Source organism: Verrucosispora sp. NA02020, from assembly GCF_013364215.1.
In the GTDB taxonomy this organism is placed as follows: domain Bacteria; phylum Actinomycetota; class Actinomycetes; order Mycobacteriales; family Micromonosporaceae; genus Micromonospora.
The window spans coordinates 1,823,201-1,849,817 of the sequence record NZ_CP054923.1; the positions used below are offsets into that span (position 1 = coordinate 1,823,201).

Annotated in this window: 21 protein-coding genes; 17 read left to right on the forward strand and 4 right to left on the reverse strand. The window is 71.7% G+C overall.

Features of this window, described 5'->3' with window-relative positions; all coding sequences use genetic code 11:
- The first annotated feature begins 126 nt into the window (after nucleotides 1-126).
- The 8 genes from HUT12_RS08020 to HUT12_RS08055 all read left to right on the forward strand — a co-directional run bounded on the left by HUT12_RS08020 (nucleotide 127) and on the right by HUT12_RS08055 (nucleotide 9,253).
- Nucleotides 127-1,194 (forward strand): hypothetical protein, encoded by a 1,068-nt coding sequence (locus HUT12_RS08020; protein WP_176092975.1) that lies wholly within the window; start codon nucleotides 127-129, stop codon nucleotides 1,192-1,194.
- A 335-nt stretch (nucleotides 1,195-1,529) separates the two neighbouring features.
- The gene (rpsB, locus tag HUT12_RS08025; RefSeq protein WP_176092976.1) at nucleotides 1,530-2,444 is read left to right on the forward strand and encodes a 30S ribosomal protein S2; all 915 of its coding nucleotides are present in this window, start codon (nucleotides 1,530-1,532) and stop codon (nucleotides 2,442-2,444) included.
- A 136-nt stretch (nucleotides 2,445-2,580) separates the two neighbouring features.
- On the forward strand, nucleotides 2,581-3,408 hold the full coding sequence (gene tsf, locus HUT12_RS08030) for a translation elongation factor Ts (protein WP_176092977.1): 828 nt from the start codon (nucleotides 2,581-2,583) through the stop codon (nucleotides 3,406-3,408).
- A 150-nt stretch (nucleotides 3,409-3,558) separates the two neighbouring features.
- Nucleotides 3,559-4,326, forward strand: coding sequence for a UMP kinase (gene pyrH, locus HUT12_RS08035; protein WP_217705962.1), 768 nt, complete (start codon nucleotides 3,559-3,561; stop codon nucleotides 4,324-4,326).
- Between the two features lie 84 nt (nucleotides 4,327-4,410).
- The gene (frr, locus tag HUT12_RS08040) at nucleotides 4,411-4,968 is read left to right on the forward strand and encodes a ribosome recycling factor (protein WP_131057263.1); all 558 of its coding nucleotides are present in this window, start codon (nucleotides 4,411-4,413) and stop codon (nucleotides 4,966-4,968) included.
- Between the two features lie 295 nt (nucleotides 4,969-5,263).
- Nucleotides 5,264-6,655, forward strand: a complete 1,392-nt coding sequence (locus HUT12_RS08045; RefSeq protein ID WP_176092978.1) for a phosphatidate cytidylyltransferase — start codon at nucleotides 5,264-5,266, stop codon at nucleotides 6,653-6,655.
- A gap of 104 nt (nucleotides 6,656-6,759) precedes the next feature.
- A complete protein-coding gene (rlmN, locus tag HUT12_RS08050) occupies nucleotides 6,760-7,911 on the forward strand; it encodes a 23S rRNA (adenine(2503)-C(2))-methyltransferase RlmN (RefSeq protein ID WP_131057527.1) in 1,152 nt (383 codons plus the stop codon).
- A 31-nt stretch (nucleotides 7,912-7,942) separates the two neighbouring features.
- Nucleotides 7,943-9,253 carry a DivIVA domain-containing protein gene (locus tag HUT12_RS08055; RefSeq protein WP_176092979.1) on the forward strand — a complete coding sequence of 437 codons (1,311 nt, stop codon included), beginning with the start codon at nucleotides 7,943-7,945 and terminating at the stop codon, nucleotides 9,251-9,253.
- 93 nt (nucleotides 9,254-9,346) lie between these two features.
- Here the strand turns inward: HUT12_RS08055 and HUT12_RS08060 are convergent, their stop codons facing one another.
- The gene (locus tag HUT12_RS08060; protein WP_131052788.1) at nucleotides 9,347-9,568 is read right to left on the reverse strand and encodes a DUF2631 domain-containing protein; all 222 of its coding nucleotides are present in this window, start codon (nucleotides 9,566-9,568) and stop codon (nucleotides 9,347-9,349) included.
- A gap of 227 nt (nucleotides 9,569-9,795) precedes the next feature.
- Between HUT12_RS08060 and HUT12_RS08065 the strand changes: the two genes are divergently transcribed.
- A complete protein-coding gene (locus HUT12_RS08065; RefSeq protein ID WP_176092980.1) occupies nucleotides 9,796-11,373 on the forward strand; it encodes a Rieske 2Fe-2S domain-containing protein in 1,578 nt (525 codons plus the stop codon).
- 152 nt (nucleotides 11,374-11,525) lie between these two features.
- Nucleotides 11,526-12,473 carry a pyridoxamine 5'-phosphate oxidase family protein gene (locus HUT12_RS08070; RefSeq protein ID WP_176092981.1) on the forward strand — a complete coding sequence of 316 codons (948 nt, stop codon included), beginning with the start codon at nucleotides 11,526-11,528 and terminating at the stop codon, nucleotides 12,471-12,473.
- A gap of 102 nt (nucleotides 12,474-12,575) precedes the next feature.
- On the opposite strand, the gene HUT12_RS08075 is transcribed toward HUT12_RS08070, so the two are convergent.
- Both HUT12_RS08075 and HUT12_RS08080 read right to left on the reverse strand, forming a co-directional pair.
- Nucleotides 12,576-14,171 (reverse strand): NAD(P)/FAD-dependent oxidoreductase, encoded by a 1,596-nt coding sequence (locus tag HUT12_RS08075; RefSeq protein WP_176092982.1) that lies wholly within the window; start codon nucleotides 14,169-14,171, stop codon nucleotides 12,576-12,578.
- A 43-nt stretch (nucleotides 14,172-14,214) separates the two neighbouring features.
- On the reverse strand, nucleotides 14,215-15,081 hold the full coding sequence (locus HUT12_RS08080; protein ID WP_131052784.1) for a YhjD/YihY/BrkB family envelope integrity protein: 867 nt from the start codon (nucleotides 15,079-15,081) through the stop codon (nucleotides 14,215-14,217).
- 94 nt (nucleotides 15,082-15,175) lie between these two features.
- Between HUT12_RS08080 and HUT12_RS08085 the strand changes: the two genes are divergently transcribed.
- From HUT12_RS08085 to ispG, 5 genes are all read left to right on the forward strand, one after another.
- Nucleotides 15,176-15,730 carry a GNAT family N-acetyltransferase gene (locus HUT12_RS08085; RefSeq protein WP_131052783.1) on the forward strand — a complete coding sequence of 185 codons (555 nt, stop codon included), beginning with the start codon at nucleotides 15,176-15,178 and terminating at the stop codon, nucleotides 15,728-15,730.
- Between the two features lie 15 nt (nucleotides 15,731-15,745).
- The gene (locus HUT12_RS08090) at nucleotides 15,746-16,462 is read left to right on the forward strand and encodes an endonuclease V (RefSeq protein WP_176092983.1); all 717 of its coding nucleotides are present in this window, start codon (nucleotides 15,746-15,748) and stop codon (nucleotides 16,460-16,462) included.
- A 665-nt stretch (nucleotides 16,463-17,127) separates the two neighbouring features.
- The gene (gene dxr / locus HUT12_RS08095) at nucleotides 17,128-18,339 is read left to right on the forward strand and encodes a 1-deoxy-D-xylulose-5-phosphate reductoisomerase (protein ID WP_176092984.1); all 1,212 of its coding nucleotides are present in this window, start codon (nucleotides 17,128-17,130) and stop codon (nucleotides 18,337-18,339) included.
- Entirely contained in the window at nucleotides 18,339-19,589 is a 1,251-nt protein-coding gene (locus HUT12_RS08100) for an RIP metalloprotease (protein WP_176092985.1), read from the forward strand. Before dxr ends, HUT12_RS08100 begins: the two co-directional genes overlap by 1 nt.
- A gap of 9 nt (nucleotides 19,590-19,598) precedes the next feature.
- A complete protein-coding gene (gene ispG / locus HUT12_RS08105) occupies nucleotides 19,599-20,771 on the forward strand; it encodes a flavodoxin-dependent (E)-4-hydroxy-3-methylbut-2-enyl-diphosphate synthase (protein ID WP_131052779.1) in 1,173 nt (390 codons plus the stop codon).
- Between the two features lie 435 nt (nucleotides 20,772-21,206).
- Here the strand turns inward: ispG and HUT12_RS08110 are convergent, their stop codons facing one another.
- Nucleotides 21,207-21,785 carry a PadR family transcriptional regulator gene (locus HUT12_RS08110; RefSeq protein WP_176092986.1) on the reverse strand — a complete coding sequence of 193 codons (579 nt, stop codon included), beginning with the start codon at nucleotides 21,783-21,785 and terminating at the stop codon, nucleotides 21,207-21,209.
- Nucleotides 21,786-21,970: 185 nt separating this feature from the next.
- On the opposite strand from HUT12_RS08110, the gene HUT12_RS08115 reads away from it, so the two are divergent.
- Nucleotides 21,971-22,810, forward strand: a complete 840-nt coding sequence (locus HUT12_RS08115) for a DUF4081 domain-containing GNAT family N-acetyltransferase (protein WP_176092987.1) — start codon at nucleotides 21,971-21,973, stop codon at nucleotides 22,808-22,810.
- Nucleotides 22,811-22,934: 124 nt separating this feature from the next.
- Nucleotides 22,935-26,588: an ABC transporter ATP-binding protein gene (locus HUT12_RS08120; RefSeq protein WP_176092988.1), complete on the forward strand. Its 3,654-nt coding sequence runs from the start codon at nucleotides 22,935-22,937 to the stop codon at nucleotides 26,586-26,588.
- Nucleotides 26,589-26,617: the final 29 nt, after the last annotated feature.

The window sequence follows — 26,617 nt, forward strand, 5'->3', positions numbered from 1 at the left end:
AGGGCTGTGGACGACCAGACGATCATGCCTTTCGTGTGCTAGGCGTGCGCTAATCCACGAATCCGGCCGTTACTCTGCGTACCTGGTCGAATTGGCGCATGGCCTGTGGCCAGGCGCGGGATCGGAATGGCGTACGTCCGGCCGGTCGCATACGGTGCCGACGTGGACGGACGACGCAGCTTTTCCGATGACCAGGAGTCGCCCTGGTATCCGGGTGAACGGGACCGTGGCTACGGTGAACCGGACTGGCGCAGTACCTCGGAGGCGCGGTACCGCGACGACGACCCCCTGGCCGTTCCCGAGCAGCGGGTGGACGACGACGACCGGTACGGCACACCGCGACGCTTCGGCACCCCGGATCCGCTCGGTGACGCCCCGGCAGAGACGGAGCGCTACCGGGCGTCGCGCTTCCGGCGACCGGACGCTTCCGGCGACCCGGAGATCTCCGGTGAACTGCCGTCCGACCGTCCCGGTCGCCGGGCCGCCCGGGAGGCGACGCCGACCTCCGGCGGAGCGTTGCCGGTGACCGACCCGATCCGGCCGGCCCCGCTGGGCGGGTACCCGATCGTCGAGGCCAAGCGGTCGGTGGAGACGGCGAACCCGTTGGAGATGCCGACCGGGGCGATGCCGCCCGTGGCACCCCGGACGGACCTGGCGGGCGCCGAGCATCCCTATCCGGCAAGCGACACCGAGCACCCGGCGGCCGGCGTGGGCGCACACCAGGCCGGCACGAGTGCTGTACACCAGGCCGGCGCCGTGGGTGCCGGCGTGCAGGTCGGCGCTGCGGGTACCGGCTTCCCGGCCGGCGGGACGGGGTCCGCGTACCCGGTCGACGCGGCCACTGCCGGCTACCAGGCGCTGGCGACGCAGCCGGGGGTTCCGGCCGGTGACGGTGTCTACCGGTCGCGTCGTCCGGTGCTCGCGGTGCTGTTCGCCGTGCTGGTCGCGATCTTCGAGGTGCCCGCGCTGCTGGTGCTGCTGCACGGCGTCACCGCGGATCCGGTCTCCGCAGCCGACGTGCTGACCGGCACGTTCCTGATGATCGGCCTGCCGATCTTCGCCGCCGGCCTGTACGGGCTGCGGACCAGCGGCTTCTCGCTGACCGACGGGGCACGAGGCTGGCTTCGCCCGCCCACCGCGTACCTGACCGTCGGCCTGGCGCTCTTCCTCACCGCCGCGCTGGCCGCCGGCTGAACCACCGGCGGCGGCGTCTGCCCGGGGGTGCGGCGGCGTCTTCCGGGGGGTGCGGCGGCGTCTTCCGGTGCGTTAGGAGGGGCCCTTCCTATACCGGAGGCGTTAGTAGGGGGCCCTTCCTTACACCCGGGCGTGGCGGGGTGGGGAGGGCGCGTACACTGGGCGACTGGCGACCGCCTCGCGCGGTCGACCTCGCGTGCCCTCTCCACGAATCGTCGTGGGGCGACGGCCTCCCTGGTCCCGATCCTTCGGGCCCGTCATGGCCGGCGACCGGGCGCCAGGACGCCCGACCGCCGGTCGGGCGAGACAACCAGGGACCGCAAGGAGTACAAACCATGGCCGTCGTGACCATGCGTCAGCTGCTGGAGAGCGGTGTTCACTTCGGGCACCAGACCCGGCGCTGGAACCCGAAGATGAAGCGCTTCATCTTCACCGAGCGTAACGGCATCTACATCATCGACCTCCGTCAGACTCTCGACTACATCGAGAAGGCGTACGAGTTCGTGCGCAACACGGTGGCCGAGGGTGGCAGCATCCTCTTCGTCGGCACCAAGAAGCAGGCCCAGGAGGCGATCGCCGAGCAGGCGACGCGGGTCGGTCAGCCGTACGTCAACCACCGCTGGCTTGGTGGCATGCTGACCAACTTCCAGACGGTGTACAAGCGGCTGCAGCGGATGAAGGAGCTGGAGGCCCTCGGTGACCTCAGCGGCACCGCCGCCGGTTACACCAAGAAGGAGACCCTGCAGCTCTCCCGCGAGAAGATCAAGCTGACCCGCACCCTGGGTGGTCTGCGGGACATGCAGAAGCTCCCGGCTGCGGTCTGGGTGGTCGACACCAAGAAGGAGCACATCGCCGTCGACGAGGCCCGCAAGCTGGGCATCCCGGTGATCGCCGTGCTCGACACCAACTGCGACCCGGACGAGGTCGACTTCCCGATCCCGGGCAACGACGACGCGATCCGCTCGGCCGAGCTGCTGACCAGGGTCGTCGCCGCGGCCGTCGCCGACGGTCTGATCACCCGCTCCGGCCGTCGCCGGGGTGGCGACGAGAAGCCGGAGGCCGGCGTGGCCACCGACGAGCCGCTGGCCGAGTGGGAGCGCGAGCTGCTCGAGGAGCCGAAGAAGGCCGACGACGCGCAGCCGGCGACCGAGCCGCAGCAGGCCGCCGAGGCTCAGCCGGCCGCCGAGCCGGAGCAGGCCACCGAGGCGCAGCAGCCCGCCGAGCAGCCGGCCGCCGTCGCCGGTCAGTGACCGCACCGCCGTCCGGCCACCGTCCGTCCCTGACGACGGTGGCCGGCGGCGGGCAGACCGGGCACGAACCTCTCGGAACCGGGTAATCGTCACCTCAGTCCATTTCACCCGCAGTCCCAACACCGAAGAGAGAGCCATGTCCCAGATCACCGCGGCGGACGTCAAGAAGCTCCGCGACCTGACCGGCGCCGGCATGATGGACAGCAAGAAGGCCCTGACCGAGGCCGAGGGCGACTTCGACAAGGCCGTCGAGATCCTGCGCGTCAAGGGCGCCAAGGACGTCGGCAAGCGGGCCGGGCGGACGGCCGCGAACGGCCTCGTCGCCCACTCCGGCCGGGCCCTGCTGGAGCTGAACTGCGAGACCGACTTCGTCGCCAAGAACGACGCCTTCATCGCGCTCGCCCAGCAGTTGGTCGAGCACGGTGAGCGCTCCGGCGCGAGCAACGCCGAGGAACTGCTGGCCAGCGAGCTCGACGGCCGTCCGGTCGCCGACCTGGTCCAGGAGCAGTCCGCCAAGATCGGCGAGAAGCTGGTGCTGAACCGCTTCGCCAAGCTGGACGGCACGGTCGCGGTCTACCTGCACCGCAAGGCCCAGGACCTGCCCCCGGCGGTGGGCGTGCTGGTGCAGTACGCCGGCAAGGCCGACGAGGCCGGCGACGCCGACGCCCGTGGCGCGGCCATGCAGATCGCCGCGATGCGTCCGAAGTACCTCACCCGGGACGAGGTGCCGGCGGAGATCGTCGAGTCCGAGCGGCGGATCGCCGAGCAGACCGCCCGCGAGGAGAACAAGCCCGAGGCCGCTCTGCCGAAGATCGTCGAGGGCCGGGTCAACTCCTTCTTCAAGGACTTCGTGCTGCTGGAGCAGTCGTCGGTCACCGACAACAAGAAGTCGGTGAAGCAGGTGCTGGCCGAGGCCGGCATCGAGGTCACCCGCTTCGTGCGGTTCGAGGTCGGCCAGTCCTGACCTCCGGCCGGGCGTACGCGCCCGGGCTGGGCAACGACACGACGAGGAGGCCGCCGGTGTACGCGACACACACCGCGGTCTCCTCGTCCCATAAGGTCGGCAACGGCAGATGTGCGCACCCGGGCGCGGCAGTGGGGGAAGGACGGGCGGATGACGCAGGTTGTGAGTGACCCGACGCTGGCGGTGGACGACCCGTTGGCGCCGCCGCCCGGACGGGCCCGCCGGGTGGTGCTGAAGCTCTCCGGCGAGGTGTTCGGCGGCGGCGAGATCGGTGTGGACCCGGACGTCGTCCAGGCCATCGCCCGGCAGATCGCCACCGTGGTCCGTCGCGGTGTGCAGGTCTCGGTGGTGGTCGGCGGCGGCAACTTCTTCCGGGGCGCGGAGTTGCAGAAGCGGGGCATGGACCGGGCCCGGGCCGACTACATGGGCATGCTCGGCACCGTGATGAACTGCCTCGCCCTGCAGGACTTCCTGGAGAAGGAGGGCATCGAGACCCGCGTGCAGAGCGCGATCACGATGGCCCAGGTGGCCGAGCCGTACATTCCGCTGCGGGCGATCCGGCACCTGGAGAAGGGCCGCGTGGTCATCTTCGGTGCCGGTGCGGGTATGCCGTACTTCTCCACCGACACGACGGCCGCCCAGCGCGCGCTGGAGATCCACGCGGACGTGGTGCTGATGAGCAAGAACGGTGTGGACGGCGTCTACAGCGCCGACCCCCGGATCGACCCGACCGCCAGCAAGTTCGACTCGATCACCTTCTCCGAGGTGCTGCGCCGCAACCTGCGGGTCGCCGACGCGGCCGCCTTCAGCCTCTGCATGGAGAACGGACTACCAATGCTGGTCTTCGGCGCGCAGGGTGACGACACCATCGTCCGTGCGGTGGGCGGCGACAAGATCGGCACGCTGATCACCACCTGAGCTGACCGTCGACGGTGACCTCGGCGGTCCGTCCCGGTGACCCGACAAGCCCACGACGAGCACAAGAAGGAGGCGAGGAGAGCGGTGATCGACGACACCCTCCTCGAGGCCGAGGAGAAGATGGAGCGTGCGGTCGAGCACGCCAAGGAGGAGTTCGGTGCCATCCGCACCGGTCGCGCCACTCCGGCCATGTTCTCCAAGATCATCATCGACTACTACGGCAGCCCCACGCCGCTGACCCAGATGGCGTCCGTGGGCGTCCCCGAGCCGCGTATGGCCATCATCAAGCCGTACGACAACTCGCAGATCAACGCCATGGAGAAGGCGATCCGCGACTCGGACCTCGGGGTGAACCCGAACAACGAGGGCAACCAGCTGCGCATCCTCCTCCCGCAGATGACCGAGGAGCGCCGTCGCGACATGATCAAGGTCGCCCGGAACAAGGGCGAGGAGGCGAAGATCGCCATCCGCAACATCCGTCGCAAGGGCAAGGAAGAGCTGGACCGGCTCGTCAAGGACGGCGAGGTCGGCGAGGACGACGGTCGCCGGGCGGAGAAGGAACTGGACGACGTGACCCAGCGCTACGTGGCGCACGTCGACGAGTTGGTCAAGCACAAGGAAGCCGAGTTGCTGGAGGTCTGATCCGCAGCGGCTCCCGGCTCGTACGCCCCACCTCGTCGATCATGAAGTGCCGACATCCGGCCCTCCGGCCGGTACGGCAGGCTCATGATCGACGAGGTGGACGGTGGGTACTGGTGCGTCCTGCGGAAGCTCCGGGTGCAGTAGGCTCGGCACGATTCCCGGCGACCCGGGGGTGAACGGTGGAGATCAGCCGGCCTACCGGCCGGCGAATCAGACGGAGCGCCTCGCGCGGGTAGGGGATGGTAGTGGCTGTGCGTCAAGTGGTGGATCTCGTACCGCTGTCGTCCGGTGCGTGATGTCCCACCTCGACCCCTACGGTGGCGCCGAGGCCCGCGGCTGGGACCGCCCGGATCGGCCGACCTCGTTGCCCTGGCCCGACCCGGACGTCGAACCCGGCCCGTGGTCGCGCGGCCCGCGCCCCGGCGCTGAGCTCTCCGCCGAGCCGCGTACCCGCCCGCGCCCGCCGGCCGACAACCCGTACGCCCGACCCGTCGACGACCGGGACGAACCGGCCGGGACCGGCTTCGCCTCCCGACCCGAGCCGTTCGACGACCGGGACGTCCCCGGGCGGTACGACGAATCGGCCGGTCCGTACGACGACCGGAACCGCCCGCGTGACCTCCCCGACGGTGGCCCTCGGCGACCCGAGGAGAACGGGCGTCGCGACCTGGCGCACGAGGACGCGCCGACGGCGCAGTTCGCCCCGGTGCCCTCCGACGACGGTCCGGACCACGACGACGCGCCGACCACCCTGCTCGCCCCCGTGCCCGCCGAGGACACGCCGGAACCCGACGCGGATCCGGCGCAGTCCCGACGCCACCGGGGCCGACGGCGGGCCGGTGCCGGTCGCCCGGCCACTCCGCAGACGCCGAGCCGTGCCGGCCGGAACCTGCCGGCCGCCATCGCCGTCGGGGCCAGCCTCGGCGCTGCCACCCTGCTGCCGCTGTTCCTGTACACCCCGGCGTTCCTGTTGCTGATCGCGGCGGCCTACGGCGTGGGCATCTGGGAGATGTCCCGGGCGGTACGCCGTGGCGGCGCCCGGGTCCCGTTGATCCCGATGATCGCCGGTGGCGTGCTCACCGTCACCCTGGCCTGGTTCGCCGGCCTGGACGCGCTCCTGCTCGGCCTGCTGGTCACCCTCGCGGGCACCCTGGTCTGGCGGCTCGGGGACGGTGTCGCCGGCCTCCGGCGGGACATGACCGCGGCCACCCTCATCGCGGTGTACGTGCCCTTCCTCGGCGGCTTCGCCGCGCTGCTCGCCGCCTCGCCCGGGGACGGCCCGCTGCGGGTGCTGGTCACCCTGGTCGCGGTGGTGCTCTCCGACACCGGCGGCTACGCGGCCGGCGCCAACTTCGGCAAGCACCCGATGGCGCCGACGATCAGCCCGAAGAAGTCCTGGGAGGGGCTGGTCGGCTCGATGGGCGCGGCAGCGCTGGGCAGCGCCGTGCTGCTCTGGTTGCTGTTCGACGTGGCCCCCTGGTGGGGTGCGGTGTTCGGGATGGCGATCTCGGCGGCGGCGGTCCTCGGTGACCTTGCCGAGTCCATGATCAAGCGCGATCTGGGCGTGAAGGACATGAGCAACCTGCTGCCCGGGCACGGCGGGCTGATGGACCGGCTCGACTCGGTGCTGTTCGCGGTGCCGACCGCGTACCTGCTGCTCGTCGTCTTCGTGCCGGCGGTGAACTGAGGCATGGACCACGCCGGGGTGCCCGGGTCGCGCAGGGGGTGGGAGCGTCTCTGCTCCCTCCGGACGGGTGCGTTCCTCGGCGGGCGTGCCAGACTGGACGTGCCATGACGAGTCTGCCCCTGATCCCGGTCGACCCGGACGCGCCCGGCGCGCGCCGGGCGGCGATGCCCCCGCAACACCTCGCCGACCTCGACCTGAACGGTCGCAAGGAGTTGGTGACGGAGCTGGGGGAGCCGGCCTTCCGGGCCCGCCAGATCTCCACCCACTACTTCGGCCGCCTGGTGCGGGACCCGGCGCTGATGACCGACCTGCCGGCGGCGTCCCGTGACCGGCTCGCCGACCGGCTGCTGCCCCGGCTGCTCAACCCGATACGCGAGATGGCCTGCGACGACGGGGCGACCCGAAAGGCGCTCTGGCGGCTGCACGACGGCTCGCTGGTGGAGAGCGTGCTGATGGGCTACCCGGACCGGGTCACCGTCTGCATCTCCAGCCAGGCCGGATGCGGCATGGCCTGCCCGTTCTGCGCCACCGGCCAGGCCGGGCTGACCCGCAACCTGTCCACCGCCGAGATCGTCGACCAGGCGGTGTACCTGGCCGGGGTGGCCGCCTCCGGCGCCGTCGCCGGGTCACCGCCGAGACTCTCGCACGTGGTCTTCATGGGCATGGGGGAGCCGCTGGCGAACTACAACCGGGTGATCGCGGCGATCCGTCGGTTGGTCGCGCCGGCCCCCGAGGGCCTCGGTCTGTCGCAGCGCCACATCACCGTCTCCACCGTCGGCCTGGTGCCGGCCATCAACCGGCTGGCCAGCGAAGACCTGTCGGTGACTCTTGCGTTGTCGCTGCATGCGCCCGATGATGAGCTGCGCGACGAACTCGTGCCGGTCAACCAGCGCTGGAAGGTTTCCGAGGTGCTGGCGGCGGCCTGGGCCTACGCGGCCCGGACAGGGCGTCGCGTGTCGATCGAATACGCGATGATCAAGGACGTGAACGACCAGCCGTGGCGGGCGGATCTGCTCGGGCGGCTGCTGGCCGGCAAGCTGGCCCACGTGAACCTGATTCCGCTCAACCCGACTCCGGGCAGCCGCTGGGACGCCAGCCCGAAGCCGGTCGAGCGGGAGTTCGTCCGGCGGTTGCGCGACGCCGGGGTGTCCACCACGGTGCGGGACACCCGAGGTCGCGAGATCGACGGGGCATGTGGGCAGTTGGCCGCCGCTGAGGACAGGGGCACCGGCCCGGCCGGGGAGATGTCAGCGTGACCGGGCGTGGCGAACGAGACCAGGAGACATAGTGGCGAGTCAGGGTCAGCGTTTCCGGCGTAAGGCGCTCCGCCGGGGCTACAAGGTTGACGAGGTGGACACTTTCCTGGACCGGGTCGAGGCGACTCTCGCGGGTCAGCCCGTCGGTGCCCCGGTGCTCTCGCAGGAGGTCCACGACGTCGTCTTCCGGGTCCGCTTCAACGGCTACGACGAGTGGCAGGTCGACCTGCACCTCGACCGGGTCGAGCGGCAGCTGGCCGAGTTGGAGGAGCGCGGCGGTACGGGTGGCGTCCGGGGCAGCGACTCCGGGATGGGCTCGTCGGACCGGATGGCGCCGCCGGACCGGATGGGCCCGCCCGACCGCATGGGTCCGCCGGACCGGATGGGCCCGCCGATGCGCGACGAGCGGGGCATGGCCCCGGTGCCGCCGATGCCGCCCCGGTCGATGCCCGCACAGGCCGGCCGCTACGACGAACCGACCGGTGCCTTCGCCGGCGGGTACGACTCCCCGCGCGGCGGGTACGACGGGCCGCGTGGTGGCGGTCCGATGGGCCCCGGTGGCCCGATGGGACCGCCCGGCGGACAGATGGGTCACGGCGGCCCGCCGCCGCGCGGCCTGCCCGCCGGTTCCGGCGGGTACGGTCCGCCCGAGGGGCGCGGCGGGTACGGCCCGCAGGACGGCCCGGGTGGGTACGGCTCACCTGACGGTCCCGGCGGATACGGTCCGCCGGACGGCCCAGGTGGGTACGGTTCGCAGGACGGCCCCGGTGGGTACGGCGCACCGGACTACGGTCCGCCGGACGGTCCGGGCGGATACGGTCCGCCGGAAGGTCGGGGCAGATACGGCCCACCGGAGGGTCGGGGCGGCTACGGTCCGCCGGACGAGCAGCGGTTCGACGGCTTCGAGGCGGGACGCCACGGTCGGGCCGACATGACCGCGGAGATCCGAATGCCGGACCGCGAGCCGCGTCGTGGCCCGCAGGGAGGCCCACCCGGCCTGCCGCAGCAGGCGATCGGCGGCCCGTCGATGGGCGTGCCCTCCCTGGGTGCCCCGCCGGCCATGACCGGCCCGCCGATGGCCGGGCCGCCCGGCAGCGACCTCTACCGGGTGGACGAGATCAGGCGCAGCTTCCAGGTGCGTCGCTTCGGCAGCGGGTACGACCCCGACCAGGTGGACCGGTTCTTCGACACCCTGCTCGGTGGGATGGCCGGCCGGAACCCGATGCCGGTCAACCCGAAGGACCTGGACACGCTTCGGTTCGGGCTGGTGCAGGGCGGCTACTTCGAGGCCGAGGTCGACTCCGCGCTGAAGAACGTGCAGGACATCCTCTTCGGCCGCTGAGACACCACGACGAGAGCCGCCCTGCCTGGCGGCACGACGAGGGCCCGCCCCCTGGGGGACGGGCCCTCGTCGTACGTCGTGTCTCCGGTCGGCTCAGGAGCGCAGGCCGTTGCGCCGCAGCACCGAGTCGCCGATCACGATGAGCAGCAGGAGCGCGGCGACCCCGATCAGCCAGAGGTCCTCGACCCTGCCCTCGTGGTTGCCGCAGAGCATGGCCAGCATCGCGAACGCGGTGAGGACCGCGCCGATCCGCCCGGCCTTGCGGTGCCCGGGCTTGTGCTGGTCTGGCGACGTTACCGGCTCGCTTCCCGCCACTGTCGGTCCTTCCTCGCGTTCGGATCTCCGGCTAGTCTGGCACGCCACCCGGGAGGGGACCTGCGGTGGGGCGGATACGCGGGGCCGGACGGGCCGCTCCTACCTCGGGACCTTCGGCCCGGCCGGGTGGGGCGGGCGACTATGGCGGCGTCGCGGGGCGCAGACCAGACTGCCTCCGGTAGCGTTCTGACGTACACCTTGATTGTCTTTTTTGAGGGGGAACTGCGGTGCGAGTGACCGGTACCGGGCACGCGAGCATGCGGATCGACACGGCTGCGGGCAGCATCCTGTGCGACCCGTGGGTGAACCCGGCCTACTTCGCCTCCTGGTTCCCGTTCCCGGACAACTCGTTGCTCGACTGGGAGACCCTCGGCGACGTTGACTACCTGTACGTCTCCCACCTGCACCGGGACCACTTCGACGCGGCGCACCTGAAGCGGTACGTGTCGAAGAAGGCCACCGTGCTGCTGCCGGAGTTCCCCACCTCGGAGATGGAGGACGAGTTCCGGGCGTTGGGCTTCACGAAGTTCCTGAAGACCCGCAACGAGGAGGTGTACGAGCTGGACGGTGGCCTGAAGATCATGATCCAGGCGCTGACCAGCCCGACCGACGGCCCGATCGGAGACTCCTCACTCTGGGTGGAGTACGACGGTGTCCGGCTGCTCAACCAGAACGACGCCCGTCCCACCGACCTGACCACCTTCGCCGAGCTGGGACACGTGCACGCACACCTGCTCCAGTTCTCCGGCGCGATCTGGTACCCGATGGTCTACGAGCTGCCGCAGTCGGCGAAGACGGCGTTCGGTAAGCAGAAGCGGGACCGGCAGTTCGACCGCACCTGGCGCTACATCGACGACCTCAAGGCCGACCACGTCTTCCCGATCGCCGGCCCGCCGTGCTTCCTCGACGACGAGCTGTGGCAGTTCAACGACATCTTCGGTGACGAGGGGAACATCTTCCCCGACCAGTCGGTCTTCCTGAGCGAGTACGCCAAGGTCGGCGGCACCAACGGCATCGTGCTGCTGCCCGGCAGCGTCGCCGAGGTGACCACCGAGGGGGCGACCACCACCCACCCGGTCCCGATCGAGGAGTTCTTCGCGAACAAGGTCGCCCACCTGGAGGAGATGCGCGAGCGCAAGCGGCCGGTGATCGAGGCGGAGAAGGCGTCCTGGCGGCACCCCGAGGTGGACGTGCTCAAGGAGATGAAGCGCCGGATCGAGCCGCTGCTGGACGAGTCGATCTATCTCGCCAAGGGTGTCGGTGGTCCGGTCCGCTTCGACCTGGTGGGCTACGACGGCGAGAGCGTCGAATCCATCGTGGTCGACTTCCCCGGCAAGCAGGTCCGGCCGTACGCGGACGAGAAGGTGCGCTACCGGTTCCGCACCGAACGGGCGCTGGTGGAGCACCTGCTGCACATCGACGAGGTGGACTGGGTCAACTCGCTCTTCCTCTCCTGCCGCTTCTCGGCCGCCCGGATCGGCCAGTACAACGAGTTCGTGTACGCCTTCTTCAAGTGCCTCTCCACCGAGCGCCTCCAGTACGCCGAGGGTTGGTACGACGAGCACGAGCGGGCGGTGGACGCCGAGGACATCACCCTGGGCGACTGGGTGGTGCAGCGGCGCTGCCCGCACCTGAAGGCCGACCTGAGCCGGTTCGGCATCGTCGAGGGCGACCAGCTCACCTGCCAGCTGCACGGATGGCGTTTCGACCTGCCCAGCGGCCGTTGCCTGACCAGCGTGGGGCACAAGGTCCGCGCTCACCGGGTCGGCGAGGAGGCTCCGGAGAGCCCGCAGCCCGCAACCTGACGGATGTAAGGAAGGGCACCTTATTAACGCCTCGTGCATAGTAGGGGGCCCTTCCTAACATCTCGGGCCGGCGGCCGAGCATCTCGGGCCGGCCGCCGAGGTGCCATGGGTGGCGTAACCGTCGAATTGCGACGCTGACTACGATTCCGGGCATGCAATCGTCCCCCGGCGTCATCGTGTCCGAATCCGCGCTCGGCTCAACGATCTCCGCGTACCGCACCTGTGAGCTGGCGACGCTCGCCAAGGACGGCACACCGGTCGCCTGGCCGACGTCCGGGCTGCTCCGTCCGGACGGCACGATCATGCTCACCACCTCGTTGGGGTATCCGCAGAAGGCGTTCAACGTGCGCCGCGACGGCCGGGTGGCGCTGCTCTTCTCCGACCCCACGGCCAGCGGCCTGACCACACCCGAGCAGATCCTGGTACGCGGCACGGCGCACTGCCCCGACGAGGTGCACACCGATCCGGCCGGGGACCTGGGCGTCTTCTGGACCCGGATGTTCCAGCGTCAGCCGAACTGCCGCAAGTACCTCGACTGGCCGGCGACCATGTTCACCGACTTCTACTTCATGCGACTGCTGATCACCGTCACCCCGACCGAGGTGACCACCCGTCCGCTGCCGACCACCACCGAAGCCGGTGCGGTATCGGCTGAGAGCGGGGCGGCTGCTCCGCTGATCGGCGCGGAGGTGCTGGCGGCGTACCCCAGTGTGGTGCTGGCGGCCCGGGACGGTGCCGGCGCACCGCTGCTGGTGCGGACCACCGCGACTGCCGGGTCGGACGGCTACCGGGTGGTGGTGCCGGACGGGGTGGACCCGGTCGAGGGCGCGGCGAGTCTGCTGGTGCACCGGCACGACGCGCAGTTGTGGAGCCTGCACAACGCCAACGTGCGCGGTGAGCTGGTCCGTAGCGCCGACGGCTGGACGCTGCGCCCGCACAGACTGGTCGAGCCGGCGGCCCGGCACAAGGCCCGGATGACGGATTCGCTGCGTACGGTGCGGACCACCCGGGCCGCGACCCGTCGCTACCTGGACCGGCGAGGCTTGCCGCGTCCCGCCGTCCCGTGGGCGGCCTACCGCGCCCTGCGCCCGGCTGACTGAGCCGTGCAGGTGTGCAGGTGTTAGGAAGGGACCCCTCCTATACACGAGGCGTTAATAGGGTGCCCTTCCTTACACCGCACCCCTCGGTGTGGGCGGGGTGGCTCAGCCGCCCAGGTCGGCGAGGATGCGTTGGGCGGCGTTGTGTCCGGCGGCACCGATCACGCTGCCCGCAGGGTGGCAGCCCGCGCTGCCTGCGTACACCCCGTCGACCCCCGTGGCGTACGGCATCCGGTCGGTGAACGAGACGGTGTTGTCGACGTGGTGGATGTGTCCGCCGGTGATGCCGAAGTGCGCCTCGATGCCGGGCGGTGGCAGGGGCACCGCGTCGGCGATCAGATCGCCGGTGCCGGGGGCGTACCGTTCGCAGATCTCCACCAGCCGGTCGACGTACCCGGGTAGGGCCGCGTCCCAGGTGGTGCCGGTCAGCTCGTACGGCACGGACTGGACGAACAGTGCCGACGAGTGGTGCCCGTCCGGGTCGGCCAGGGACGGGTCGACGGTGGTGTGCAGGTACCACTCGATGGTCGGCTCCTGCGGTAGCCGTCCGGCCTGCACGTCGGCCCACATCGCGCGCAGCGCCGCCATCGGCGACTCGCCCCCGCCGCCGGCCAGCGACGCCGATCCGGGCAGCAGGTGGATGGTGGACCCGAACGGGCTGGGCGCGTCCGGCGGCAGGCAGGAGAAGCGGGGCAGATCGCGCAGGGCCAGGTTGAGCTTGAGCGTGGTGCCGGTGCGCCGGACCGCCGTCATCCGCGCGCCGAGTTCGGCCGGCAACGCGCCGTCGGGCAGCAGCGCCATCAGCCGGTACGGGTCGCAGGCGCCCAGCACCACCTCTGCCTCGACCTGCCGCCCGTCGGCGAGGACGACTCCGGAGGCGGCACCGCCGTCGAGGGTGATCGCGGTGACCGGGGCGCCGGTGACGATCCGGGCGCCGGAGGCACGCGCCGCGTCGGCGAAGGTACGCGACACGGTGCCCATCCCGCCCTCGGCGATCATCCAGGTGCCGTCCGAGCCGGGGAGCCGGCACATGTTGTGCACCAGGAAGTTGTGCCCGGTGCCGGGGTCGTCCGGGCCGGCGTTGAGGCCGGACAGGCCGTCGGTGACCGCGTACATGCTGACCAGCAGTTCGGAACGGAAGTCGAAGCGGGCAAGGTAGTCGGCGACCGAGCCGCGTACCAGGTCGACGAAGACCTGCCGCAGTTCGGGCCGCACGTAGCGGTCGGCGGTCTCCTCGGCGGGCAGCGGTTCGGCCAGCCAGGCGGGGGCGAGGTCCGTGCGCAGGGCGGCCAGTTCGGCCTGCAACGCGTCGTCGGCGGCCACGTCGGCGGGGGAGAAGAACTCGGCGAGCTGGGCCCGGGTGGCGGCGTCGTCGGTGCCGAAGAGGAGGTACGGCGATCCGACGCCGCCCGGGGTGGGCAGGAAGTAGTGCGGGTCGCGGCGACGCACCGGGATGCGCACGTCGAGCGCGGACAGCAGCTCCGGCGGCATCAGCCCGAGCAGGTACGAGCCGGTGGAGTGGCGCAGCCCGGGCACCTTGGGGAAGGGGTTCTCGGTGCGGGTGGCTCCGCCGATCACGTCGGCGGCCTCCAGCACGAGCACGTCCAGGCCGGCCCGGGACAGCAGGATGGCGGAGACCAACCCGTTGTGTCCGGATCCGACGACCACCACGTCCGTGCGCCCGGGAACCTCACCCCTCATCCCCGCACCCTAACCCGTCCGCACCTGGTCCGGGCTCAGTTGATCATGCCGGTGACGGGGCCGGTGAGCCGTCGTCGGCGCGGGCGGCGCGGCGGGTACGCCAACCGGCCAGCGCCAGCGTGGCGGAGTAGCCGGCCAGCACGATCACGTGGAAGAGATAGAGCCAGAGCAGCACCGCCACGGCGGCACCGACCTCGACCAGGCCGCCGAAGGGCACGCCCAGGTCGAGCGGGAGCGAGGCGAACAGCACGAAACCGTGCAGGAAGCCGGAGAGGTTGGCGGCGGTGAACGACCCGACCGCCAACGTGGAGAGCCAGTCCGGCGACGCCGGGCCGACCACCCGGAAGACCCAGACCAGCACCGGCGTGAGCACCAGCCACACCGCCAGGAAGGAGAGCACCACGCCGAGCGCGCCGGCCCAGCCGCCCCGCCGGACCAGCTCGGTGGTGGTCGGGAGCGCCAGCAGGATCGACAGCAGCAGGGCCGGTGCCGGGGCGAGCAGCGGCAGCAGCAGCACCCGGCCCCGCCAGCCGACCAGGTGCTCGTCGGAGCGGGGCGCGGCGACCGAGACGAACGCCCGACGCAACCCCTCGCCGTAGAGCGACGCGGGCAGCAGCGCGGCCAGCGCCAGCCACGGCGTCAGACCCACCCCGGCGTCGACCAGGGCGGCCACCGCGTGGGGCGCGCCGATGGCGTCCGGCAGGGCCTCCACGGCGTACGAGGTGAGCCGGCGCACCCGGTCGCCTCCGGCGAGCAGCGCGGTGAGCCAGATCGCCAGCAGCGCCACCGGCACCACCGCGATGCCCCCGTAGAAGGTGATCGCGGCGGCATGCAGGGACAGGTCCCGTCCGCGTACCGGGCGGAAGGCGGCCCGGGTGATCCGTCTGGTTCGTTGCCACGCACCGCCCATCCCGCTTCTCTTCCCCCTCGCGGCTGCGCCCACGCCTGGTGTCGCCGGCAGCACACCCAACGCGCGGCGGTCGGCGTCGTTACGATCGGCGGCCATGACCGTGGACGTGACCGAGCGCCTGCTGCTGCGCGAGTGGCGGGACACGCCGGACGAGCTGAGCCGGCTCTACGACCTCTACTCCCGCGAGGACGTGATGCGTTGGCTGGGCGGGGGAGCGGGACGACTGACCGAGCCCGACCAGGCGGCCTCCCGGCTGGCCGCCTGGCGGGAGCGGTACGCCCCGTACGCCGGCCGGTACGGCCTCTGGGCGATCGAGGTCCGGGAGACCGGAGTGGTGGCGGGCAGCGTACTGCTCAAGCCGTTGCCCGGGGCCGACGGCATGACGCCGACCGACGACATCGAGGTGGGCTGGCACCTGCACCCCGACTCGTGGGGGCACGGCTACGCCACCGAGGCGGCCCGGGCGGTGTTGTCCCGCGAGTTCGCCACCGGCACCGAGCGGGTGTACGCCGTGGTGATGCCGGGCAACGAGCGGTCCACGGCGGTCTGCCGCCGGCTCGGCATGACCCACCTGGGCCGGCGCACCGACTGGTACGGCGGCACCGAGGTGGAGACCTTCGTGCTGACGCCCCACCAACTGTCGACGTAGGACGGTCTCCGCATCATGGCGATCCTCCCCACACACCGGCTGTCGCGAGACCGCGTCGAGGTGCGCACCGTCGCCGAGGCCGAGCACGTCCAGCAGGAGTTGCGCCGGCACCTCGACCTGACCACCGACCCGGCGACCGAGCCGACCCTGGTGGCCGGCGTCGACGTCTCCTACGACAAGACCTCCACCCGGGTCACCGCCGCCGCCGTGCTCGTCGACCTGACCAGCGGCGTCGAGGTGGAGACCGTCGTCGTCCCCGGCGAGGTGACGTTCCCGTACATCCCCGGGCTGCTGGCCTTCCGCGAGGTGCCGATGCTGCTCACCGCGCTGGACAGGCTCGACCGTAGTCCCGACACCGTGGTCTGCGACGGGTACGGCATCGCCCACCCACGGCGGTTCGGGCTGGCCTGCCACCTGGGCGTGGTGACCGGCCTGCCCACCTTCGGCGTGGCCAAGACCCCCTTCGTCGGCACGTACGCCGAGCCCGGTCCGCGCCGGGGCGACCGGTCGGTACTGCGCGACGGTGACGAGGTGCTCGGCCACGCCCTGCGTACGCAGACCGACGTCAAGCCGGTCTTCGTCTCCGTGGGCCACCGCACCGACCTGGACCGGGTGACCGCGTTGACGCTGACGTTGAGCCCGCGCTACCGCCTGCCGGACGTGATCCGTCGCGCCGACTTCCTGTCCCGCGAAGCCCTTCGTCAGGACACGTCCGGTCCCTACACCTCGTGAGACATCGGCGGTGGCGTTTCCGCGCAGAAATGGAGCCATGCCGGCTGGCGGGTCGACGTGATCGCGCCGACAGGTGACCTTCCCGGTGCGCGGTCCCGACCGGCTCTCCCGCGCCATTCGCGGCACCCCGTCACCACCCTCGTCGATCATGGAGTTGTGCACGCCGCAAAAGCCGTGAACCAGCGCGAAGTGTCGCCCACAACTCCATGATCGCGGGCAACCACAGCTTCGCGAACCCTGGACCTTTGATCGTCGGGCTCACCCGGGGCGTCGTCGGGTGAGGTGGGTAGATCTGTTGTCGCTGGGACGACAACAGATCTACCCACCTCGCCTTGGCAGGTCGCGTCTCCTCGTGCTGAGCGCGCTCCGCCGACGGCACCCACGCAGCCCGGTCTCGGGCACCGGTCGGTCGAGTGCGCCGAACGGCGGTGGTCGGACAGTTCGCGCGATGGCGTACGGCGCGGTCTGCGATGGCCGACCTGTGCGAGGCGTGCGGTGCGGGCTGCGGCGGTCGGCGTGCGGTGCGGTCTGCGATGGTCCGGCAGAGTCGAGTGGCGAGCGGTGCACCGCTGGGGTGTAGGTGTTAGCAGGGGACCCGTGCTCTACCGGAGGCGTTAATAAGGTGCCCTTCCTTGCACCAAGGCGGCGTGGTGAACAATGGCGGCGTGAACTCCCCCCGCGATCTTGTGCTGTTGGGTAGTACGGGTTCGATCGGTACCCAGGCCATCGACATCGTGCGGCGTAATCCTGACCGGTTCCGGGTGGTGGCGCTCGGTGCCGGTGGCGGCAACGTCGCGCTGCTCGCCGCCCAGGCTCTGGAACTCGGTGTCGAGGCGGTCGGGGTGGCCAAGGCGTCCGCCGCGCAGGATCTCCAGCTCGCGTTCTATGCCGAGGCGAGTCGACGGGGCTGGACCAGCGGTGACTTCAAGCTGCCCAAGATCGTGGCCGGGCCGGACGCGATGAGCGAGCTGGCGCAGTGGCCGTGCGACGTCGTGCTCAACGGGGTGGTGGGGTCGCTGGGGCTCGCGCCGACGCTGGCCGCGCTGCGCGCCGGGCGTACGCTCGCGCTGGCCAACAAGGAGTCCCTGGTGGCCGGCGGCTCGCTGGTCAAGGCGGCGGTGACGCGGCCGGAGCAGATCGTCCCGGTGGACTCGGAGCACTCGGCGCTGGCGCAGTGTCTGCGCGGCGGCAGTCGGGGTGAGGTGCGGCGGCTGGTGGTCACCGCCAGCGGCGGGCCGTTCCGGGGGAAGCGACGCGACGAGTTGACGGCGGTGACGCCGGACCAGGCGCTTGCGCACCCGACCTGGAACATGGGGCCGGTGGTCACGATCAACTCGGCGACCATGGTCAACAAAGCGCTGGAGGTGATCGAGGCGCACGAGCTGTTCGACGTGCCGTACGCCGACATCACCGTGATGGTGCACCCGCAGTCGGTGATCCACTCGATGGTCGAGTTCGTGGACGGCTCGACGCTGGCCCAGGCCAGTCCGCCGGACATGCGGCTGCCGATCGCGCTGGGTCTGGGCTGGCCGGACCGGGTGGCCGACGCCGCCGCTGCCGTCGACTGGACCACGGCCCACACCTGGGAGTTCGCGCCGCTGGACGACGAGGCGTTCCCGGCGGTGGCGCTGGCCAAGGCGGCCGGCGAGACGGGGCGCTGCCGACCGGCGATCTACAACGCGGCCAACGAGGAGTGCGTCGCGGCGTTCGTCGCCGGGCGACTGCCGTTCCTCGGCATCGTGGACACGCTGAAGCGGGTGTTGGAGGACGCTCCCGATTTCGACGAACCGGGTACCGTCGAGGACGTACTCGAAGCCGAGTCGTGGGCGCGCGGGCACGCGCAGGAGATCATCGCTGCTGCGGTGGAAGGAGCTTGATGTCGTTCGCGTTCGGGGTGGTGCTGTTCGCCCTCGGCATCCTCATCTCGGTGAGCCTGCACGAGGCGGGCCACATGGTCACCGCCAAGGCCTTCGGGATGAAGGTCACCCGCTACTTCGTCGGTTTCGGCCCCACCATCTTCTCCTTCAAGAGGGGCGAGACCGAGTACGGCCTCAAGGGCATCCCGCTCGGCGGCTTCTGCAAGATCGTCGGTATGACACCGCAGGACGACGACGTCGAGCCCGGTGACGAGAAGCGTGTGATGTGGCGCTACCCGGTGTGGAAGCGCACGATCGTGATGTCCGCCGGCTCGATCACCCACTTCGGGTTGGCGATCTTCGCGGCCTGGCTGGCGGCGATGACGTTCGGCCTGCCCAACCCCAACTTCCCGAGCACCGAGGAGCAGATCCGCGCCGAGCCGGCGGTGATCGCGATCCAGGAGTGCGTCCTGCCGGACACCACCTACCGGGTCTGCGAGGCCGGTGACGCGCCGAGCCCGGCCGGTGCCGGCGGGTTGCAGAACGGTGACCGGATCACCTCGATCAACGGCACCCCGATCACCAGCTACGGCGACCTGCTGACCACGCTGCGGACCACCACGCCGGGCAGCACCGCCACCCTCGGGTACGTCCGCGACGGTCAGCCCGGCACCGCCGAGACCACCCTGGCCACCACCAAGCGCCCGCCGATCGACGACCCGAACGGGCCGGTCACCGAGGTCTCCGCGCTCGGCGTGGGTCTGGTCGTCTCGACCCCGGGTCTGATCTCCCATGGCCCGATCGACGCGATCGGTGCGACCAGCACCTTCATCGGTGACATGGCGGTCGCCACCGCGCAGGCGTTGCAGCGGCTCCCGGAGAAGATCCCCGCCCTCTGGACCGCCATCACCGGCGGCGAGCGGGACATGGACACCCCGATCAGCGTGGTCGGCGCCAGCATCCTCGGTGGCGAGGCGGTCGCCAACGACGCCTGGGAACTGTTCATCATGCTGTTCATCTCGTTGAACTTCTTCATCGGGGTGTTCAACCTCTTGCCGCTGCTGCCACTGGATGGTGGGCACATCGCCATCGCCTGGTTCGAACGCGTCCGGTCCTGGGTGTACGCGCTGCTGCGCAAGCCCGACCCGGGCCGCGTCGACTACTTCAAACTGATGCCCGTCACGTACGCGGTGATCCTGATCGGTGGCGCGTTCACGCTGCTCACGATCACCGCGGACGTCGTCAACCCGATCTCGATCTTCTCAAGGTGAGTGCTTGAAGTGACCGCTGTCAGTCTCGGTATGCCCGCCGTGCCGCCGCCACCGCTCGCGCCCCGACGGGCGAGCCGTCAGATCATGGTCGGCTCGGTGCCGGTCGGTGGTGGGGCACCGGTCTCCGTGCAGTCGATGACCACCACGCTCACCTCCGACGTCAACGCGACCCTCCAGCAGATCGCCGAGCTGACCGCCTCCGGCTGCCAGATCGTCCGGGTGGCGGTGCCCAGCCAGGACGACGTGGAGGCGTTGCCGGCGATCGCGCGCAAGTCGCAGATCCCGGTGATCGCCGACATCCACTTCCAGCCGAAGTACGTCTTCGCCGCGATCGACGCCGGATGTGCGGCGGTGCGGGTCAACCCGGGCAACATCCGGCAGTTCGACGACAAGGTCGCCGAGATCGCCAAGGCGGCCTCCGCTGCCGGTACGCCGATCCGGATCGGCGTCAACGCCGGCTCGTTGGACAAGCGTCTGCTGACCAAGTACGGCAAGGCCACCGCGGAGGCGCTCGTCGAGTCGGCGCTCTGGGAGTGCTCGCTCTTCGAGGAGCACGGCTTCCGGGACATCAAGATCTCGGTCAAGCACAACGACCCGGTGGTGATGATCCGGGCCTACCGGCAGCTCGCCGAGCAGTGCGACTACCCGTTGCACCTGGGCGTGACCGAGGCCGGTCCGGCGTTCCAGGGGACCATCAAGTCGGCGGTCGCCTTCGGGGCACTGCTGGCCGAGGGGATCGGCGACACCATCCGGGTGTCGCTCTCCGCGCCGCCGGTCGAGGAGATCAAGGTCGGCGCGCAGATCCTGGAGTCGCTGGGGCTGCGCGAGCGCGGCCTGGAGATCGTCTCCTGCCCGTCCTGCGGCCGGGCCCAGGTGGACGTCTACAAGCTGGCCGAGGAGGTCACCGCCGGGCTGGAGGGCCTGCCGGTGCCGCTGCGCGTCGCCGTGATGGGGTGCGTGGTGAACGGCCCCGGCGAGGCGCGTGAGGCCGACCTGGGTGTCGCCTCCGGCAACGGCAAGGGGCAGATCTTCGTCAAGGGCCAGGTCATCAAGACCGTGCCCGAGGGGCAGATCGTGGAGACCCTGATCGAGGAGGCGCTGCGCCTGGCCGACGAGATGGGTGCCGAGCTGCCCGAGGAACTGCGCGGCCTGCTGCCCGGCGCCACCGTCAGCGTCCACTGACCCATCGGCGACACCGACGGGCGGTCACCCTCGGGTGGCCGCCCGTCGACGCGTCCGGCACGTGCCCCACGACCGCCCAGGGACTGCACTGTCGCGTGTCGCCGCCGGTCCCGCCCGTCCCGCCCGTCCCGCCCGTCCCGCCCGTCCCGCCGGTCCCGCCCGTCCCGGGCGACACGGCGAGATCATGCTCGATCCGGGATCGAGTTGTCTCGTCGCGACGCTGAAGCCACTCGATCCAGGATCGAGCATGATCTTGAGGGCGCCTCCGGGCACATCAGGGCGCCTCCGGGCACATCAGGGCGCCTCCGGGCACATCAGGGCGCCTTCGGGCGCGGGCGGGCGCGGCACCGGTGTGTTCGTGCTGCTCGTCGGCGGCCCGAGAGCAATCCTCTCGGGCCGCCGACGGGGCGGCGGATCCGCGTCGGGCGCGGGCGGTCACTCGGATTCGGCGAGGATCGCGTACAGCTTGCGGCGGGTCTCGTCGAGCACCTGGGCGGCCCGCTCGCGCTGGTCGTCCGTACCCGTCATCATCACCTGGCGCAGCGCGTTCATGGCCTGCGCGCCGGCCTCGCGGATGTCGTGCCAACTGTTGATCGTGTCCTCGGCGACCTCCGCCCAGGGGGGCGTCTGCGCCGCCGTCTCGGCCTCGGGTCGACCCTGTTCGGTGAGGGTGAACCGCTTGCGGCCACCGCCGGACTCCTCGGTGGCGGCGATGACGCCCTCGTCCTCCAGGAGTTGGAGGGTCGGGTAGATCGAGCCGGGGCTGGGCCGCCAGCCGCCCCCGGTGCGGGAGTCGATCTCCTGGATCATCTCGTAGCCGTGCATCGGCCGCTCGGTGAGCAGCGCGAGCACCGCGCCCCGGACGTTCGGGCGGCGTCCCCGCCCCCGTCCCCGTCCGCCCCGGCCGTGACCGTGCCCGCCGTGCGGGAAGGGCGGACCGGGCGGGAAGGGTGGGAAACCGAAACCGCGCATCCGGGCCTCGTGCAGGGCGTGTGCCCGTGGGTGGAACCTCATCAGACCGTCTCCTTCGTAGAACTGTCTCTGATGCATCGACGATATATCGGAAACGCATCGCCGACAAGTCGTCGGAGGAGGGGTGTGGTGCTTTGCGACACACCGTCCGGTAGCGGCCTGTCCGCCCGTCGGGCACCGGTCACTGTCCGCCACCGCGTTCCGGACGGATCTGGCAGGCTGTAACCGTGTTGACGGCGCCGGTGCGGCAACTGGGGGAGTCGGAACGTCGCGCGGTCGAACGGTTGCTCGACTCCGACCCGTACGCGAGCGCGCAGGTCGCGGAGCGGGTCGCCGCGCGCGGACTGGCGTGGTGGCGGGCCGAGGGCCGGGTACTCGGCTACGGCTCCCGCCGCCAGCTCGAATCGGTCTGCTGGCTCGGCGGCAACCTCACCCCGGTCCTCGCCTCGTCGCAGGCCGTCGCCGCCTTCGCCGAGCTGCTCGCCGGCGAGGAGCGGCTCTGCTCCTCCATCGTCGGGCGCGCCGACGCCGTCCTGGAACTCTGGGACCGGCTCGCCGGCACCTGGGGACCGGCCCGCGACGTCCGCCCCAACCAGCCGTTGCTGGCCACCGAGGCGATGCCGGAGGTCCGTGCCGATCCGCAGGTACGCCTGGTCCGCGGCAGCGAGATCGACCTGCTCTTCCCGGCCGCGGTGGCGATGTACACCGAGGAGGTGGGCGTCTCTCCGCTGGCCGAGGACGGCGGGCGCGGGTACCGCCGTCGGGTCACCGAGATGATCCGCTCCGGCCGCGCGTACGCCCGCTTCGTCGACGGCCGGGTGGTCTTCAAGGCCGAGCTCGCGGTCGTCACCCGGCGCACCGCGCAGATCCAGGGGGTCTGGGTGGCGCCGGAGTGGCGCGGCCGGGGGATTGCCACGGCGGCGATGGCGGCGGTGGTCCGCGACGCGCTGGCCCGGGTCGCCCCGAGCGTCAGCCTGTACGTCAACGACTTCAACCTGCCCGCCCGGCGGGTCTACGAACGCTGCGGATTCCGGCCCGTCGGCACCCTCGCCACCGTGCTCTTCTGACCTGGCCCGCTGCCGTCCGGCAGCCGCCGCCACCAGGTGATCTGCCTCTGGCAAAAATGCGTTGAGCTGCGCGGTCGCGCAACGCAGGCTGGAACCTCCGCCACGAAACCGGAGGAACCGACCCATGCGCCTGCTCCGTGATCTGTGGGTCACCTCTTCGCGCCGGATGACCCTGGTGGTCGCCCTGATCGTGCTCGGCGGGATCGGCCAGGCGGCCACCGCCGCGCTCGCCGGTCCGGTGCTGGTGCACCGCTCCGTCGGCTTCTTCGCGCTGCTCGCGGTGGCCCTGGTCGTGGTGGTCGCCAGCGACCTGGTGGTCAGCCTGGTGATGGCCGGGGTGACCGCCGACTGGGCCGCCGACCTGCGGCGTCGGCTGTGCCGGGTGGCGATGGGCCAGCCGATTCCCGCCCTGGAGACCACGCCGGTCGGCGAGATGCTCGACCGGATCGACGGCGACGTGTACGACGTCGCCTCCGGCGTCCGCGGCCCCGGGGTGCGGTTGGCCCAGTCGCTGGCGGTGGGCCTGCTCTCCACACTGGTCGCGATCACCGTCTGGTGGCCGGCCGGACTCGGCATGCTGCTGCTCTGCGTCCTGCTCGCGGTCACCATGCGCCGGCCCGCCGGCCGGATCGCCCCGGCCCGGATGCACGAGGAGGCGGCCTGGTCGGACCTGGCGGCGGTGATGGAGGAGTCCATCCACGGGCAGGACGACGTGCGCACCAGCCTGGCCCGCCCGTACGTGCTGCGGCTCTACGCCGCCCGGGCGGCCGAGGTGCTGCGGCGCGGCTGGCGGGTGTGGCGGTTGTCCGCCCAGGTCAACACCGTGGCCGCCGGGGTGACCCGGGTCGGTGTCGCGCTGGTCGTGCTCGGTGGGGTGTGGGCGCTGACCACCGGCCGGGTCGACTCCGCCCGACTCACCGCGATCTGGCTGCTCGCCCTCTCGCTCGGGATGACCGTCGAGCACGTCAGCCGGATGGTGCCTGAGGTGCAGTACGCCCTCGGCGCGTGGGGCCGGGTACGCCTGCTCCAGGGCGCCGCCCAGGAACCCGTCGGCGGGGACACCCCGATCGACGGTGACCTGGTCATCCGCGACCTGACCTTCCACTACCCGTCCGCCGACGCCGACCGGGGCCCGGCGTTGCGCGAGATCGACCTGACCTTCGCCCGGGGCCGCTCGTACGCCCTGGTGGGGCGGACCGGCTCGGGCAAGTCGACGCTGGCCAAGCTGCTCACCCGGGCGGTGGACGTGCCACCGGGGACGGTGCTGCTCGGCGGGCGTGACGTGCGCGACCTCGACGTGGACCTGCTGCGCCGGTGGATCGCCGTGGTGCCGCAGCGCACCGAGATCCTCGCCGGCACGCTCGCCGAGAACGTCGCGTTGTTCGACCCCGAGCTGCTCGACGCCGCCGCGCGGGCCCTGGACGAGCTGGGCCTGGCCGGCTGGATCGCCGAACTGCCCGCCGGGCTGGACACCCGGCTCGGCGAGGGCGGGCACGTGCTCTCCGCCGGGCAGGAGCAGCTCGTCGCGTTCGCCCGCATCCTGGTCCGCGACCCGCACGTGGTGATCCTCGACGAGGCCACCGCCCGACTCGACCCGGTCACCGAGGCGCGGGTGCAGCAGGCCACCGAACGACTGCTGCGGGACCGGATCGGCATCGTCATCGCGCACCGGCTCTCCTCGGTGCGCCAGTGCGACGAGGTGGTGGTGCTGGCCGACGGCGCGGTGGTCGAGGCGGCCCCGCTGGCCCGGTCACGGCGCTTCGCCGAACTCCTCGCCGCCGGTGACGCCGACCTGCTGGCCGACCCGCGCGCCGACACCGTCGGTACGGCCGCTCCGGGTACCGACCGCTCCCGTGGCGAACCGGCACTGGTCGGCGTCACCGGTGCGGTCACGGAGGGCCACCGCTTCACCGGGTCGCCCACGCTGACCACCGTGGTGGATCCCGCGCCCGTCGTCGGGCCCGAGCCGGTCGCGCCGACCGACGGGCGGGAGATCACCGCGTGGGAGGTCGGCGGGCGCGACGCCACCCGTACCACCACCGTCGCCGGCGGTGCGGACCCGGTCGGCGGTGCGGACCCGGAAGGCGAGCGGCGGCCGGCCTCCCGGGCGCGGACGCTGCGGGAGATCTTCCGGCTCTGTCTGAACGACCCCCGCTACGGCGCCGCCGCGGTGGGCATCTTCGCCGTGCTGGCCGTCCTGAGCCTGGACGGCCCGATCCTGGCCTGGCTCTGGGCCGACGTGGTCGACGGCACGGGTGACCCGTGGCTGCCCGCGCTGGGCATCGCGGCGGGGCTGATCCTCGCCATCCCCGCGCACTACTGGACGCACCTGTGGTTCCCGGCCTGGTGGGTACGGCAGATGCTGCGGATCAGCGCCCGCCTGGTGTACGGCCAGACCGGCCCGCGCCGGGTCAGCCGGCACACCCCGGCCGAGGTGGTGGCGCAGGGCGGCGACACCGAGCGGGTGGTGCAGCTCGCCGACAACGTGCTGGACCAGACCGTCGGCGTGCTCCTGCTGGTCAGCATGACCCTGATCACCGGCAGCGTGGTCCCGGGGATGTTCTTCCTCGGCACGATGCTGCTCTCCGGCTTCGCCGCCACGGCGTTCGGTCCCCGGCTGGAACGCGCGGCGCGGGAGACCGTCACCGCCCGCGCGGCGTTCGCCACCGCGCTGGTGTCGGCACTGTCGGCCGCCCGGACGGTGAAGCTCGCCGGGGCGACCCGGCCGGTGCTGACCCATCTCGCCGACCTGGACACGGTCCGCAGCGACCGGCAGCGTCGGGAGATCGCCGTGCAGGTCTGGGCCCGCTCCACCCCGTCGATGGCGAGCGGCCTGCTGCCGATCGCCGTCTGGGCGCTCTTCCTGGCCGGCACGATCAACGCCGGGGCGGCACTGGTCTCGGTCGCCACGCTGGGCGCGGCGCGCTGGTTCGCCTGGACGACCGCCTCGCTGATCTCCCAGGTGCCCTCGGCGCGGGTGTGGACGCGGCGGACGGCGGAGATGACCGGGATCGAGGCGTACTCGGCGCGGGTGCCCGGGATGGACCTGGTGGCCGGTACGGCTTCCGCCCCGCCGGTGGCCCCGCGTACCCCGTTGCGGCGGCTGGAACTGGTCGGCTTCGGCGTACGGCACACCGACGGCACGGTCGCCGTACGCGATGTCGACCTGACCGTGGAGCGTGGACAGCTGGTGCTGGTGGTGGGCCCGGTCGGGGCGGGCAAGTCCTCGCTGCTGCGCGCCCTGGCCGGCATCGCCCCGCACACCGGGTCGATGACCTGGAACGGGGAACCGGTGACCGAGCCGGAGTTGTTCCTGCGCCCGAACCAGGTCGGCTACGTCGGCCAGTTGCCCCGGGTGCTCTCCGGCACCGTCGCCGACAACATCACCCTGGGCCACCCGGTGGACCCGGCGCACGCGGTGGCGACCGCCCAGCTCGAACACGACCTGGCCGCCACCGGGAGCGGCCTGGCGTTGCTCATCGGGCACAAGGGCACCCGGCTCTCCGGCGGGCAGTTGCAGCGGCTGGCGTTGGCCCGGGCGCTGGCACCGCGTACCGAACTGCTGGTCGCCGACGACGTGTCGTCCGCCCTGGACGTCACCACCGAGCTGGCCCTCTGGCAGGCGTTGCGCGAACGCGGCGTGACCGTGGTCGGCTCCACCTCCAAACGGGCCGCCCTGGTGCGGGCCGACCACGTGGTGGTGCTCGTCGACGGTGCGGTGCGGGCGCAGGGGCCGTGGCGCGAGCTGGCGCCGCGCTGGGGCCACCTGGCCGGGTGACCAAGGCCGCGCCGGACCGACCGGTCCGG